The 15729-nt window shown below is 46.9% G+C and carries 12 protein-coding genes; 10 read left to right on the forward strand and 2 right to left on the reverse strand.

What is annotated here, in order from left to right; all coding sequences use genetic code 11:
* Nucleotides 1-83 precede the first annotated feature (83 nt).
* The 5 genes from ACAN54_RS24055 to ACAN54_RS24075 all read left to right on the forward strand — a co-directional run bounded on the left by ACAN54_RS24055 (nt 84) and on the right by ACAN54_RS24075 (nt 6519).
* Nucleotides 84-1043 carry a carbohydrate ABC transporter permease gene (locus ACAN54_RS24055; protein ID WP_379161408.1) on the forward strand — a complete coding sequence of 320 codons (960 nt, stop codon included), beginning with the start codon at nt 84-86 and terminating at the stop codon, nt 1041-1043.
* Nucleotides 1043-1888 carry a carbohydrate ABC transporter permease gene (locus ACAN54_RS24060; protein ID WP_379161411.1) on the forward strand — a complete coding sequence of 282 codons (846 nt, stop codon included), beginning with the start codon at nt 1043-1045 and terminating at the stop codon, nt 1886-1888. The genes ACAN54_RS24055 and ACAN54_RS24060 overlap by 1 nt, the downstream gene beginning before the upstream one ends.
* Nucleotides 1889-1992: 104 nt before the next feature.
* Complete coding sequence (locus tag ACAN54_RS24065; RefSeq protein WP_379161413.1) at nt 1993-3729, forward strand: sensor histidine kinase; 1737 nt, start codon at nt 1993-1995, stop codon at nt 3727-3729.
* A 47-nt stretch (nt 3730-3776) separates the two neighbouring features.
* Nucleotides 3777-5396, forward strand: a complete 1620-nt coding sequence (locus tag ACAN54_RS24070; protein WP_379161415.1) for a response regulator transcription factor — start codon at nt 3777-3779, stop codon at nt 5394-5396.
* 43 nt (nt 5397-5439) lie between these two features.
* Nucleotides 5440-6519 carry a Gfo/Idh/MocA family protein gene (locus ACAN54_RS24075; RefSeq protein WP_379161417.1) on the forward strand — a complete coding sequence of 360 codons (1080 nt, stop codon included), beginning with the start codon at nt 5440-5442 and terminating at the stop codon, nt 6517-6519.
* A 42-nt stretch (nt 6520-6561) separates the two neighbouring features.
* On the opposite strand, the gene ACAN54_RS24080 is transcribed toward ACAN54_RS24075, so the two are convergent.
* Nucleotides 6562-7419 (reverse strand): AraC family transcriptional regulator, encoded by an 858-nt coding sequence (locus ACAN54_RS24080; protein ID WP_379161419.1) that lies wholly within the window; start codon nt 7417-7419, stop codon nt 6562-6564.
* Between the two features lie 148 nt (nt 7420-7567).
* On the opposite strand from ACAN54_RS24080, the gene ACAN54_RS24085 reads away from it, so the two are divergent.
* On the forward strand, nt 7568-9544 hold the full coding sequence (locus ACAN54_RS24085; RefSeq protein ID WP_379161421.1) for a hypothetical protein: 1977 nt from the start codon (nt 7568-7570) through the stop codon (nt 9542-9544).
* A gap of 72 nt (nt 9545-9616) precedes the next feature.
* On the opposite strand, the gene ACAN54_RS24090 is transcribed toward ACAN54_RS24085, so the two are convergent.
* The gene (locus ACAN54_RS24090) at nt 9617-10504 is read right to left on the reverse strand and encodes an AraC family transcriptional regulator (RefSeq protein ID WP_379161423.1); all 888 of its coding nucleotides are present in this window, start codon (nt 10502-10504) and stop codon (nt 9617-9619) included.
* 238 nt (nt 10505-10742) lie between these two features.
* Here ACAN54_RS24090 and xynC point away from each other — a divergent pair, with 238 nt between their 5' ends.
* From xynC to ACAN54_RS24110, 4 genes are all read left to right on the forward strand, one after another.
* The gene (xynC, locus tag ACAN54_RS24095; protein ID WP_379161425.1) at nt 10743-12425 is read left to right on the forward strand and encodes a glucuronoarabinoxylan endo-1,4-beta-xylanase XynC; all 1683 of its coding nucleotides are present in this window, start codon (nt 10743-10745) and stop codon (nt 12423-12425) included.
* Between the two features lie 230 nt (nt 12426-12655).
* Nucleotides 12656-13624, forward strand: a complete 969-nt coding sequence (locus tag ACAN54_RS24100; RefSeq protein WP_379161427.1) for a LacI family DNA-binding transcriptional regulator — start codon at nt 12656-12658, stop codon at nt 13622-13624.
* Nucleotides 13625-13813: 189 nt separating this feature from the next.
* Nucleotides 13814-14731, forward strand: a complete 918-nt coding sequence (locus ACAN54_RS24105) for an ABC transporter permease (protein ID WP_379161429.1) — start codon at nt 13814-13816, stop codon at nt 14729-14731.
* A 13-nt stretch (nt 14732-14744) separates the two neighbouring features.
* Nucleotides 14745-15641, forward strand: coding sequence for a carbohydrate ABC transporter permease (locus ACAN54_RS24110; RefSeq protein ID WP_379161431.1), 897 nt, complete (start codon nt 14745-14747; stop codon nt 15639-15641).
* The last annotated feature ends 88 nt before the right edge of the window (nt 15642-15729 follow it).

The raw sequence follows: 15729 nt of genomic DNA on the forward strand, positions 1-15729 counted from the left end.
ATTCGAGCATTCCCCTCCTTTAGCAGGCAATGAACGAATTATATACTTAAAGTATAAAAATTGACCACAAGAGGTGACCACAGATGAACCGTTCCACAGCCACTGTAGCCCAACCTGCTGTAACGACGAGGAAACATTCCTATTTTCGAAGCAGATGGAACGCTCCGCTTGCAGGCTATATGTTTATTTCGCCCTGGCTGATCGGGTTTCTGGCGCTTACGGCGTATCCGTTATTCTTATCCCTGTACTATTCGTTTACCGACTACACTTTAATGCAGCCGATGAAGTGGATCGGGACCCGTAATTATGAGCGCATCTTTACAGCGGACCAAAAATTTATTCAATCCGCCAAGGTAACCTTCACTTATGTGCTAGCCTCCGTGCCTCTAAAGCTTATAGCGGCTCTCATGGTCGCTATGATCCTGAGTAAGGCGGTAAAAGGAATAAGCTTCTACCGCACGGCGATTTATTTTCCTTCACTTATCGGAGGGAGTATTGGGGTCTCGCTGCTCTGGCGCAACATTTTTGGTGTTGACGGAGTCTTTAACAAACTGATTGGCGTCTTTGGCTTTGAAGGGAAGGGCTGGATTACAAGCCCCGACACGGCGCTTGGTACGCTGATTCTGCTGACGGTCTGGCAATTTGGATCCACTATGGTTATTTTTCTGGCAGGCCTGAAGCAGATTCCAAATGATCTGTACGAGGCGTCTTCTGTAGACGGGGCTAACAAGGTAACCCAGTTCTTCAAAATCACACTGCCGATGCTTTCACCGATTCTCTATTTCAACCTGATTATGGCAGTCATCGGTGCTTTTCAAATGTTCACATCCGCGTTTGTAATTACGAACGGAGGTCCGATGAACTCCACCTATGTGTATGCGATGTACTTGTACGAACGCGCATTCAGCCGCTATGAGCTGGGTTATGCTTCGGCACTGGCCTGGATTATGCTGGTCGCCATTATTGCAGCAACCGTTCTGATCTCTTACACCTCAAAGTATTGGGTATTCTATGAAACAGACACCGGAGGGAAAAAACGATAATGACAACCCTAAAATGGAAACCGGCGTTCCGTCATCTGTTCATGATTCTCTTCAGCTTCATTATGGTATACCCGGTCATCTGGTGGGTCGGCGCCTCGTTGAAACACAGCACTGAGCTTGGCTCACCGTCTATCTTTCCGGCTTCTCCGCAATGGAGCAACTTCACCAAAGGCTGGAATTCGGTTCCCGGCCATACCTTTACGGATTTCTATCTCAATACCTTCGGACTTGAATTCGCTGTAATCATCGCAACGCTGCTGTCCTGCACACTCGTTGCTTTTGGCTTCGCGAGATTGGATTTTCCGCTCAAGAACTTCTGGTTCTCCATCCTGATGCTGACCTTAATGATGCCTGGACAAGTGCTGGTCATTCCCCAATATGCGCTTTTTCATCAACTGGGCTGGGTGAATACGTATCTCCCGTTCATTATCCCCCATCTGCTTGCCGGTGGGGCAGGCGGCAGCTTCTTCGTCTTCCTGCTGATTCAGTTTATCCGCGGAGTTCCAAGAGAACTTGACGAATCGGCCAAAATTGACGGATGCTCCTGGTTTGGTATCTTTTGGAGAGTCGTTATGCCGCTTGCCTTCCCCGCAATCGTTACCGTGACGATATTCTGCTTCTTGTGGAATTGGGATGATTTCCTTGGACATCTCCTGTACATTAACACGGTAGACAAGTATACGGTCGGCTTAGCGCTACGCATGATCAATGATTCTCAGTCCGCTCAGGAGTGGGGACAGCTCCTTGCCATGTCACTGGTGTCTATTCTTCCGGCAACCATCGTCTTCATGTTCCTTCAGAAGTATTTCGTAGAAGGGATTGCGACAACGGGAATAAAAGGATAAGATGTAAAAAAAACATCCGTCCGTCAACGGTAAAGCGCCCGAATGCCCTTCGCAGCTTTACCGTTTGCTGTGTCTGAACGGAAGCCTGAAGGAAGGTAGAGCGTTTGATCAATCCTTTTAAAAAATACAGAATCGACCGTCTGTTTTTTCATAGCTTTGCCATAGTCCTTATTGCCGTTATCGTGATTACCGCATGGACGAGCTACAGCAACTCCTCCAAGGCGCTCGTACAGACCACCTCCCATTACCAGCAGCAGCTATTGGATGAGCTGAATAATGAAATTACGACCCGGCTAGATATGATTGAGCAGATTTCACTGTCGAGCTCCCGCGACAGCGAGCTGATTGATTTTCTCCTGAACAGGCAGGATGAATTTGAGAGATACCGCAGCCGTGCAGGTGTTGAAAGCGCGCTCGCGAATTTGACCTATGCGATTCCGCTGATTCAAGGGATTGACCTTTATATGGATAACCCTATCCAAAGTGAACGGCAAAGCTACATCCAGTTCCGGAGCCTGCCGGATCTTAACAAGCAGGTAGGGGCCGGATGTCTGGCGAAGAGTGATTTTTGCTGGTCCAAAGAGTATGATTTTCCCAGCACACAAGGTAAGGTTCCGGTGCTCAGCTTTTACAGGAAAATAATAACTGAGAATGACTATTTAGGTGTCCTTGTCGTCCACATCAAAGCCAACGAGATCCGAAAACTGCTAACCGGCAATTCTGACCGATCTAACCGGATCATGGCGGACAGCGAAGGACAACAAATTATGAAAATAGGTGATACGCTGGACCAGAATAACTGGTCCCAGTGGATTGATCTAAAGAGCAATAATTCGGGCTATGTTCATATCCCTGCCAAAGGCGGATCCCGCGACACACTGCTAGTCTATTCCAGGATGGATAATTCCATCTGGACCCTAATTGAATTCACCTCCTGGAAACAGATCACGGCAAGTAGTCTGAAGCTGGCGGAGTGGATTGGTCTGATCGGTATTGCTGCGGTGCTGCTGGTATTGCTCCTGACCCATTTTTTAAGCAAGCAGTTTACAAAGCCGATCAAGAATCTGGTAACAGCGATGCGAGTGTATTCCGTTGGAGGTAATAATGTCGAACTTCCAGTGGATTATGAGAATGAATTCGGTTATTTATTCTCCGGCTACCGCAAGCAGAACGAACGGATTGAAGAGCTGTATCTCTCGCTTGAACGCCGCTATGAACAGCAGCGGAAAGCTGAAATTGAGGCGCTTCAGGCTAATATTAATCCACATTTTCTTTATAATATGTTGGATCAACTCAACTGGATGGCCATTGAGGCCGGACAGAACGAGCTTAGCCGCATTCTGGAGCTGATGGGCCGAATGTTCCGGATTGGTTTGTCCAACGGAAACAGCTTCATCAAGATAGCAGACGAACTGCTCCATATCGAGTGTTACCTCGAAATTCAGCAGCTGCGCTGGGGGGATGGACTGGAATACCGGATTAAGGTAGCGTCTGAGCTGCAGGAATTGTACATTCCAAAGCTTACACTGCAGCCGTTCGTGGAGAATTCCATCGTGCATGGATTCAACAAGCAACGCAGCGGATATGTATCGATCGAGATGGGGCGGGTAGGGGATGCTCTGCACATTATTATTGAGGATAACGGAGCCGGCCTGAAACAGCCCGATCACAATCCCCACAAACGGCATACAGGCGGCTACGGTATACGCAATGTGAGAGAGAGAGTCGCCGGGTATTTCGGGGAGAGTTATGGTATAACGCTTAGTGAGCGTGAAGAGGGTGGAACAAAGGTGGAAATGATGCTGCCGCTACTGACAGAACCTCCTAGCAAGAAAGACTGATTCTTAACATTCAGATATAAATCAGTGTGTTTAAGGAGGCAGGGGTAATGTGGAAAATTGCAATCATTGATGATGAACGCCAAGTCCTGAAGGGGATGAAACGGGCGATTCCATGGGATGATCTGGGCGCTGAATGGGTGGGAGAGGCTTTGAACGGGGAGGACGGACTGGATATGATCCGCAATGCCCGTCCGGATATTGTGATCACTGATCTTTATATGCCTGTAATGAGCGGTCTGGATATGATGGAACAGCTGAGGCAGGAAGGCTTTCAAGGGAAAATCATTATCTTAAGCGGTTATTCAGATTTTGAGCATGCAAGACAGGCGCTTCGGTTTCACGTGAGTGACTACGTCTCTAAGCCAATCAGTCTGCCAACGCTAAAGTCGATTTTGACCAAAGTCATTCAGGAGCTTGAAGAAGAGGAGGAGAAGCGGGTCAGGCAGTGGGAGCTTGAGTCAAAGATGACGCTGTATGAGCCTTTTGTTGAAAAGGAATGGGTTCGTTCGGCAGCTGTCGGTACCCTGGACCATGCATACAAAGACAGCACACGTCTTCCGCCGTCATACCTTTACTGGCAGGAACGCAAGCATGTTACGGTTGGTATTGAGCTGATCCGTGATGAACGGGCCAGATGTTTATCCGTCTCGGACTGGAACCTGTTCCGGTTTGCAGTAAGCAATATCGCCTGTGAAGTAGCACGGAAGCTGTTCCCGGAGATGGAATACACAGAACTGCACAGTACCCGTTCTTTATTGATTATTCATCCTTGTCCAGAGCAGCTCGAACCGTTAGAGGGCAAACTGGTGGAACTGGGAATCAGACTGAATGACAGTATCGGCGGTTATCTTAAGCTGGTGACACGGATAGGAGTCGGGGGAGTGAAGGATACCTGGACGAAGCTCTCCGACTCGACGGAGGAAGCGTTTCAGGCCATGGACCAAAGGGCATTGCGCGTGGCTTCAGCACATGAAGTATATATGTACCGGGAGAACAGCAGCAGCGAACCGGGAGACGTCGCCCTTTTTCCGGTAAAGTTCTCGTATAAACTGGCGACAGCGATGAAGGCATCGCAGGAAGCTGAAGCCCATCAGCTTGTGCTTGAATATATAACAGATATGAAAAATCAAGAGGGTATGTCACAAGGATACGTACAAATGCTTGGAAGCGAGCTGTGGGGAATTATAACCTACTCGTTATATGAATCCGGATTTGTACTGGATGACCTATTCACCAATGATCAGATTGCCAAGGAAATCAGCAGCCTAATTGTACCAGATCAGCTGGCAAGCTGGCTTATGGACAAAATCAGCAGGATCTGCAGCAGCAGACAATGGAAAGGGAGCAGCAAGCATAGACAGGTTGTCGACTTTATGACCAGTTACATCCATGAGCACTATGCGGAGGAACTGACACTTGCCGAGCTTTCGGATAAGGTATTCATTTCGCGGAACCATTTGTCTATTATTTTCAAAAATATTACCGGTGAGACCTTCAATAATTACCTGACCCGGGTTCGGATCGAGAAGGCAAGGGAGCTGCTTATAGAGCGGAAAATGCTGGTCTATGAAGTGGCGGAACGGGTTGGATATAAGAATATCCCCTACTTTAGTACCCTGTTCAAGAAGATAACCGGCATGAACCCTACAGAACTTATTAAGAACTAGACACTGCGAATCTATGGGACCGGTTGATAAGGGGGGAACAGGCATGACAGTGAGATTTAGTATTATCGGGGGAGCGGGGTTTCGAGCACAGTATTTTCTCCGGATCGCCCGTGCTCTACCGCACCGTTTTCAGATTAGCGGAGTTGTGGTCAGAGACGAAGCCCAGGGAAGAGCTGTAGAAAGGGAGTGGGGAGTACGTTCTTACCGCTCGCTTGATACGATGCTGAAAGACGAAGCTCCGGATTTTGTAGTCGTCTCGGTCAATGGTGCGGCCGGACTGGATTATATGTACCGCTTGGCGGAGCGGGGAATTCCCGTACTGGCTGAGACACCGCCGGCTTCAGATCTGAAGGGGCTTGAGCAGCTTCACCGGGAACTTACCGTACATGGTGCCAGAATTCAAGTCGCTGAGCAGTACCCGTATCACCCAGTCCAGGAGGCGCGTCTGTCACTGATCCGCTCGGGCAGACTCGGGAGAATAACCGAAACGACAGTCTCCGTCTCCCATTTGTACCATGGGGCAGGATTGATCCGCAAAATGCTGGGAATCCGTTTTGAGGAAGCCAGCATACGGGCGATGCGTTTTGAATCCCATTGGGTTAATGGTCCTACACGCAGTGGTCCGCCGAAGGAAGATAAGCTAATTCCGCTGCAAAGGGACATGGCCTGGCTGGATTTCGGAGACCGGCTCGGGATTTATGACTTCACTAAGGACCAACACCGCTCATGGATTCGTTCGAATCATCTCTCCGTGCGCGGAGAGCGGGGAGAGATATTCGATAACCGTGTCTTGATTCAGCAGGAAAATACCGTACCGCTTCAGCTTGAGCTGAAGCGTATCAACAAAGGTGAAGAGGAGAATGCGGAGGGTTATTATCTGCAAGGAATTATATGCGGAGAACATTGGCTGTATGAGAATCCATTCATTCCGGCCAGGCTATTTGACGATGAGATTGCCATTGCTTCGTGCCTGTGCAAAATGGCCGATTATGCAGCCGGGGGACCCGGTTTTTATAGTCTTGAAGATGCCTCTCAAGATACCTATCTGGGAATGATGATCGAGCAGGCGATTCAAAGCGGAGTAACTGTAAGAGCAGAGCAACGATGCTGGGCTAATGAATAGGAGATTAACCTCAATCCCAATCTGTAAAAAAACGCAAGCCTTCTACTCTGGAAGGCTTGCGTTTTTTTTGGCGAACCTGCCGGGTGAGATTCCCACGATTTTGGTGAAACTGCGGATAAAGTTCGCATAGTCGCTGAATCCGGATTGATAGCAGGCTTCAGTGATAGTGAGTCCCTCGCAGAGATAGGATTGGGCGAGTGCGATTCGGCGGTCTACGATATACGAGCGGAGCGTTAATCCAGTGTGTTTCTTGAACTGGCGGCTAATATAAGTACTATTCAAATGGAAAATGCCGGCAAGCTGTTCAAGCGTGAACTTCTGCGCAAGATGTGCCTCGATATAGTCCATAGTTTTACGAACTAGTTCCGGCATAATATCGGTAGGAAGAAAGCTTGTATTTTGAAAAATAGCATTGGTTAGGACTAATAATTGAGCGATACAGCAGTTGGCCTTAATATCTGTTCCATACGCATCAGAAGCAAGTGCCTCCTCCAGCTCACCTGTGAATTGTAGATATTGCTTCAGCTGCGCTTCCTCTAAATGCACGATATTGCCTTTCCCCTTCGGGCGGTAGTCAAAGCACCCCGATAAATGGGTTGCCGGAGTAGAGAGCTGATGCAAATAAGATTTCTGGAGGTTAATTGTAATCCGTTCATATTCCATTTCATCCAGGCTGAAGGAACGGTGCATTTCTTCCGGGTTAATCACAAGCAAATCACCAGGCGCCAGACGGTAACAGCTGTTTTCAATATAAAAATTGACATTCCCGCGAAGAAATAAGTACAGCTCATAAGCTTCGTGCCGGTGATAAAAGGTTCCCATATTATAAGTAGTAGTCCTGTGCAGGTAGAGGAAATCCTTCTGGATGGGATCATAGCGAAGCTCATAAGAGTCGTTCATCTGAGTAACCTCCTGATCTGTTCGCGCAATAAAAATAACGGAATTTGCAATGATTATTCTCTGGAACTACTCTAAAATGTCATTATCCTAGCATGCAGGAATGAACATTGCAAGTGTTTTGTTATAGAGCAGACTGGAGGGTATTGTCATGGAGCTGATTGTAACTGCAAGAAGCAAATATCAAGAAGATATTGAATATACCGGATTAGACAGGCATGGACTAAGTTCTTCTGTAGAGATCACAGGAGGAACCGGCAGCGCGGAGCAGCCATTTCAGGCAGTGGTGCGAATAAGTAATCTAAGCCGCTCAACCTGGTCGGGAGTTATTCATGTGGAGCTGCCTTTTGTCAAAGGTAACCCCCGCTTTTTCCTGCCGGCATTTATGTATGGCCGAAACCGCGGAGAGGCTCCCCAGAATGTTCCGAACGAGTTCCCCAGACTGAGAGAAGGCAATCCTTCACGCCCTTCTTCCCCTTGGTGGATGGTGCGCAGTGACCGCCTGTCTCATCCCGCAGCTCTGGTATATGACAATGGCACTATTTACGGCCTCTGTGCCAGTCCGTATTTCATAAGCAAGGATGGAGTCAAAATCCAGTGGAGACCGGATCTGCAGGGTGAGTTCTACCAGTATGGCGGCTATACCTGCTCGCTTGCTAACGGAACGGTCGGGTATACGCTAGGTTACGAGAATGCTCCGCTTCTATTCATCAAATCCCGTCTGGTTAAAAAGCGGGCTCCCCTTGACGAGAATTGCTTTGAACTGGCGGCTGCCGAGTCGGTGGAGTTCACATTGGATTTGTATGAGTACGAAGCTGACTCTGCGCTGGACATCAATACTGCACTGGAAGACATCTATTACCGTTATCATCAGCATCCAAGACAGGGGAGTGATATCCGGACGGCTGCTGCTGACCTGTCGAAGGCTATCTATCAATATGCGTGGCTGCCCGAAGAACGGAGTTATTCCACGTTTGTCTATGAGGATAAGGAGACAGGGGGGTTCCGGTATAATAAAATTCTTTCGATCAGTTGGACAGACGGTTTGGCTGTAGCCACTCCGGTTCTGATAGCCGCACTGCGTCTTGAGGATGAGCCCATGCGCGAGCAGGCACTTTCCTGCATCGAGAACATCATTGTGAATTCTTTGAATCCTGCTTCCGGACTCCCGTATGAGGCATATCAGGACGGTAAATGGAGTATAACAGGCTGGTGGTTCGACGGGATGCGCACTCCGGGACATTCTGCTTATCTATGCGCACAGGCAATGTTCTATATTATGAAGGCTTACGAATTTGAAAAAAGGATCAAGAATTACTGTCATGAGGACTGGATGGTCTTCGTAAAAAAAGTTCTGCTCGTATTGGAGAAAAGCAAAAACTCGGATGGGGAATACCCGGCCATTCTATCTGAGCGAACCGGTGCCGGGCTTGAATATGATTCCTTCAGCGGAACCTGGTGCATGGCCGCAATGGCATACTACAGCTGGCTCTCCGGGGATAGAACGTATCTCGAGAGCCTGAAGCGCAGCGAGAAGCATTACTATGAAACCTATGTGAGACGGATGGAGTGTTACGGTGCTCCGCTAGATGCGGATAAGGCGGTAGACTCCGAAGGGATTCTGGCATACATCAAGGCTGTCAGATATCTGCACACCCTTACTGGCGATGAACGGTATCTGGATCATATGAGGGATGCGATTGACTATGAGTTCACCTTTAAATTTGCTTACAATTCGCCGATTAAGGTACCGCCGCTAAGTACCATAGGCTGGTCTAGCTGCGGGGGAAGCGTCACCTCTGTCGCCAATCCGCATATTCATCCAATGTCCAGCAATAGTGTGGATGAGCTGTACTACTTCATACAGCAGCGTGAAGATTCCTACGTTCGGCAGCGGATGCTGGATACCGTCGGCTGGGGATGTCAGACCTACAACCGCTTTGATAAGGAGTTCGACTATGGCCTAACAGGCTGGATGTCCGAGAGATTTTGTCATTCTGAGGGGCTGGTAACGGAGACCTACAGCGATGGCTCCCCTGCAAGCACATGGTTCTGTCTCATGCCCTGGGCAAGCAGTAGCATTATAGAAGGTCTGGTTGGCGACTACTGGGAAGCGAACATCGGGTAGCCGCCGGGGAATGTGAATCATACGCATAATGAGGGTGGGACAGAACCGAGCGCGATGAAAAGGTGGCTTGGTTCAGCCCCATCCAGCTTTGATGCGATTCATGTCAAGATGTCTATTGGTTTTATATTTTCCAGGGGATATTCCGGCTACTTTTTTGAAGCTTCGTATAAAATTGGCATAGTCACTGAACCCGGAAAGCTCACAGGCTTCGGCGACAGATTTGCCGGCGGACAGGAGATCCTTAGCCAGGGAAACACGCTGGTCGATAATATAGGAGCGGATCGTAAGTCCGGTATGCTCCCTGAACTGCTGGCTAATATATTTGCCGCTGTAATGAAACTCCTGCTCCAGCTGCTCGGAAGTTATGGCTTCGACCAGATGATTCTTGATATAGGTCATGGTATTGCCGACCAGTTCAGGCATGATATTGTTCGAACTATGCGTGGAAGACTGGTAAAGGGTGTTGATGAACACGAGCAGCTGGGTTACATAGGCTTCCGCCAGAAGATCCTGTCCGTATTCCTCCGAGTCGAGACAGGAGATCAATTGTATCGCGAGCCCGCTGTAATACTTAATCTGATCCGGCGTAAGACGGATCAGATTGTTCTGTCCAAAAGGATGGGATTCGAAGCAGGAAGAAAGATTAGAGCGGCGACTCGAAAGCTTATCCAGGGCTGCTCTCTTAATATTCAATCCTATCCTTTCATACTTCTGTGTATCAAGACAGACACACCGGTGCATTTCGCCGGGACTGATGATTATCAAATCGCCAGGTACCAGTTTATAACAGGATTGTTCAAGATACATATAAGTATTGCCTCTCAAGAACAAATAAATCTCATAAGCATCGTGGCGGTGATAGGGCAAGGCCGGGTTGATTAGTTCCGTATCGGTTGTTCTATGAAAGCAGATCAGCTCTTCTTTAATAGGTGAAAAAATATAGTTGGTATCCTTGTCCATAGCGTCCAATCCTTTTCTTCGTATCGTTCCGGGATTATAGGTATCCGCGCAATATAGTAGTGTCTATCTGCAAGGATTATTAGACGGATACTTATTATAATACAGGAAAAGGAAGCGCTTGCAAGTACTGCAAAAATAAAGACAAGCTTAGTCGCGTTAGAGCACTCGCTTTCGGTCAGACAGGAGGTGGCTAGACCAGGATTTTAGCGGAAAAATACTCTATGAGGAGATGAAAAAGATGATTTCAGGTGTAAAAAAATCACTTTGTACATTATTGGCATGTGTAACCGTGCTGTCGGTAATGCTAGTACCCGCACCTCCTAAAGTATCAGCTGCAAGCGATGTAACCGTTAATTTGTCAGCGGAGAAACAGGTGATTCGAGGGTTTGGGGGAATCAACCTCCCGGCTTGGGCTGGAGATTTGACTGCAGCGCAAAGAGAGACCGCTTTTGGCAATGAATCGAACCAGCTGGGATTCTCTGTCCTGCGAATCTATGTGGACGATAATAGAAATAACTGGTACCGCGAAGTAGATACTGCAAAAGCTGCCGTTGCACACGGAGCCATCGTGTTCGCTTCACCCTGGAATCCTCCAAGTGACATGACGGAGACCTTCAACCACAATGGGGACACATCAGCCAAACGGCTCAGATACGACAAGTACGCTGCGTATGCCCAGCATCTGAATGATTTCGTTACCTATATGAAGAATAATGGAGTGGACTTGTACGCGATATCCGTTCAGAATGAGCCTGATTATGCACATACCTGGACATGGTGGACTCCAGCTGAAATGCTTAAATTCATGAAAGAAAATGCCGGCTCCATTAATTGTCGGGTCATTGCTCCCGAATCCTTCTCTTACCTGAAGAATATGTCAGACCCGATTTTGAATGATTCACAGGCACTTGCCAATATGGATATTCTGGGTACGCACACTTATGGCACTTCGTTCAGCAATTTTCCTTATCCGCTTTTCCAGCAAAAAGGAGCTGGAAAAGAGCTCTGGATGACGGAAGTATACTACCCCAACAGTGACAACAACTCCGCGAACCGCTGGCCGGAGGCGCTGGAGGTTGCTTATCATATGCACAATGCTATGGTAGAGGCGGATTTCCAGGCCTATGTGTGGTGGTACATCCGCAGACAATACGGTCCAATGAATGAGGATGGTACGATCAGTAAACGCGGAGACAGTATGGCTCAATTCTCGAAGTTCATCCGTCCTGGATATGTAAGAGTGGATGCCACCAAGAATCCCAACACTAACGTCTACACCTCCGCATACAAAGGTGACAACAAGATGGTCATTGTTGCCATTAACAAAGGCACCTCATCTGTAAGCCAAAACTTTGTCCTGCAGAATGGGACCGCATCAAGCGTGTCCACATGGATAACGGATGCCAGCAGAAAGGTTGCCTCCGGAGCATCCATTAATGTGTCGAACGGTGCCTTTACAGCACAGCTTCCTGCCCAAAGTGTTACGACATTTGTAGCTGCACTCGGAAGCGGAAGCGGCAGCGGGACAGGCACAGGCACCACTTATGAAGCTGAAACGGGCACAACCTTGACTAATGCCGCAGCTGAAACCACTAATTCAGGGTATAACGGAACCGGATACGTTAACTTTAATGCCTCAACCGATGCAGCGATTCAGTGGAACAACGTCTATTGTGCAGTTGCGGGCACCAAAAATGTTAAATTACGCTATGCACTGGAAACGGGAACAAGAAGCCTGGATGTGTATGTGAACGGTGCCAAAGTGATCAGCAATACCGCCTTTGCTGCAAGCGGAAGCTGGTCGTCCTGGAGCGAAAAAACAATTCAAGTTCCCATGGTTGCAGGAACGAATACTCTAAAATTGGTCACTACCGGTACTGAAGGACCGAATGTGGACAGTATTACTGTGTCGGCCCAGTGAGCTAATTGATTCTGCTCCAAAAACGTTATTTGTAGAAGAAATATTCTGGCTTGTAGATCCGCAGCTTGGATAAGTGCGGATCACAGGCCTTTTTTTTGTCTTCTATAACATTAAATATTAGAATCCGAGTTCTTTTGAATTTTAAGTATTGAAACGTTTCCAAATTAACTATTGAAACGTTTCCACTTTGATGATATTATAATTTTCATAAGAGAGGTCGGGGGTGTTAGATGACTAGCATTAAAGATGTAGCGAGCTTAGCGGGTGTTGCAGTGGGAACCGTGTCCAGAGTCATTAACAATTCCGGCGCGGTAAAACCAAAGACACGCAGAAAAGTAGAGGAAGCCATACAAGAACTGAATTATTTTCCTAATGAAGTCGCCCGGAATTTCAAGATGCAGAGATCCAAGATGGTAGCTTTGTTGCTTCCAAGTATCTGGAATCCGTTCTTTTCTGAATTAGCCTATTACATTGAGGATGAATTGGACCGGGAAGGCTATAAGCTAATGCTATGTAACAGCGGAGGTAAGCCCGAAAAGGAACTATATTATCTGGATATGCTTCGGCAAAATAAAGTGGCTGGTATTGTGGGCATAACTTACAACGATATCGAGAATAATGTAAGCAACGACATTCCGATTGTAAGTATCGATAGACACTTTAACAAGAAAATCACTTGCGTGACCTCAGATAATTATGAGGGAGGGCGTCTGGCGTTAAGAGAACTTGTTAAAGCGGGAGCAAAGAAACCTGCTTTTATGGGGAGCATTACTTCTGTTTTCAGTGAAACCATGAACCGGAGAGAAGGTTTCGTTCATGAGGCAGAAACGCTGGGAGTAGATTATGTAATCTACGAGAAGTCGGACCCCATAGTAGACGACGATGCTTATTTTAACGAGTTTCTGAATGTATATAATGATGTAGATGGCATTTTCGCAATTACCGATATGCTGGCTGCCAATTATATTGAGAGAGCGCGTAAGCAGGGCATTCGTGTTCCAGAGGATGTGAAGGTCATCGGTTACGATGGCATTCAGGATAATCCTTATTTTCATCCTATATTATCAACGATCAGACAGCCTGTTGAAGAAATGGCACGTATGACAATCAAACTACTCTTTAACAAGATTGAAGGCATCACTTTAGATAAACAAGTATATCGCATCCCCGTTATGTTCAAACAAGGTGAGACTACATGATTCCTTTTGGATTGGAAAAACATCAGCTTATATTGAATAACTGATTGTTTTTCTTTTAGGAATTGGAAACGTTTCATAAGAAAATGGTGTTTTATCTAAATTAAATTGGAAACGTTTCAAAATGGCTGATTATTTTACAGGAGAGGGAGTTTAAGAGTGAATTCACGAACCAGCGGAGCGGATCATTCTATGATCAAACCAAATCGCAATAGATGGAGTCGATTCAAAAGGGACTATGAACTGTATCTGTTTTTGCTGCCCATCATTATTCTTTATCTCGTATTTAAGTATTATCCAATGTACGGTGTTCAAATTGCTTTTAAGGACTTTTCACCAAGTCAGGGGATCTGGGGAAGTGAGTGGGTAGGGTTTCAGCACTTTGTGGATTTTTTCAAATCCTATAACTTCTGGACAATCATCACGAACACACTCTCACTCAGTATTCTTTCGTTATTGTTTGGCTTCCCGGCCCCAATCATCATCGCCATAATGCTGAATCAAATGCTGGGTAAATCATACAAGAAATTTGTACAAACAGTGATCTATGCACCGCATTTTATCTCTACTGTTGTACTCGTCGGCATGCTTAATGTTTTTTTGTCTCCAAACAGCGGAATCGTGAATCACGTCATCACCTTGTTCGGCGGCAATCCTATTCTATTTATGGCAGACGCAGGCTGGTTTCGTCCTTTCTACATTTTGTCAGGCATTTGGCAAGAGACGGGATTTGCTACCATTATTTATTTGGCTGCTCTTGCGGGAGTCAATCCCGAACTGCATGAAGCTGCGATTATGGATGGAGCGAGCAAATGGAAACGTGTGTGGTATGTGGATATCCCAAGCATTTTGCCAACGATCGTCATACTGCTGATTCTAGCACTTGGGAACATTATGAGTATCGGTTTTGAAAAGGCATTCCTTATGCAAAGCGATTTGAACTATGCCACCTCCAATATCATCCCGACCTATGTCTATGAAATGGGGATTCAGAAGGCCCAATACAGTTTTTCTACGGCAGTGGGTCTGTTCAATTCACTTATCAATATTATTCTGATTTTTACCGTTAACCGGATCGCCAAAAAGATGACAGAAACCAGTCTGTGGTAGGGAGGAGTTCATTATGAATCAATTTATGAAAAGGAAGAGCAGAGGGGACTTCTGGTTTGACATTATCAACTACGTTCTGTTGACCATAATTATGCTGCTCGTATTATTTCCGCTCTATTTTGTACTGATTGCATCCTTCAGTGATCCCAATTATATCTACTCCGGCGAGGTATGGTTGATTCCGAAAGGCTTCACGTTGGATGGGTATGAGCGTATCTTCAGTGATTCATCCATATGGATCGGGTACGCCAATTCCATTCTATACGCGACTCTGGGAACCTTAATTGGAGTAGCTGTAACTGTATTTGCGGCCTACCCGTTAGCCCGTAAAGATCTGGCAGGGAAATCGGTAATTATGTGGTTTTTGCTGATTACTATGTTTTTTAGCGGAGGGCTGATTCCAACCTACTTGTTGATCAAGGATCTGCATCTGCTGAATACAATGTGGGCACTGGTCATCCCTGGAGCAGGCGGTGTATTCAACGTCATCATTGTAAGAACCTTCTTTCAGTCATCCATACCGGATGAAATGTGGGAAGCGGCGTCGATTGACGGATGTTCCAACACCAGATTCTTCTGGAGCATTGTCTTGCCTTTGTCCAAATCGATCCTCGCGGTAATGGTGCTGTATCATGTAGTCGGCTTCTGGAATGGGTTCTTCGATGCTCTGATCTACCTGAACGATGAGAGCAAATATCCGCTGCAATTGGTGCTGCGCAACATTCTGGTTCAGAATCAGGTCAACTCCGGCATGATGATCGATGTGGAATCCTATGCAGCGAAAATGCGCGTTACCGAACTGATTAAATACGGTGTGATTATGGTATCGAGTCTGCCACTGTTGATTTTGTATCCATTCCTTCAAAAGTATTTTGTGAAAGGCGTGATGATCGGCTCCATCAAGGGGTGATACTGGGATGGTCTTGAAAGGGGGTGGTGTGCAGGATTAGTTGAAGACCTGAGGATAAGCAAAAGAAATATATGATTTGCACTTGTGG

Source organism: Paenibacillus diazotrophicus, from assembly GCF_042610465.1.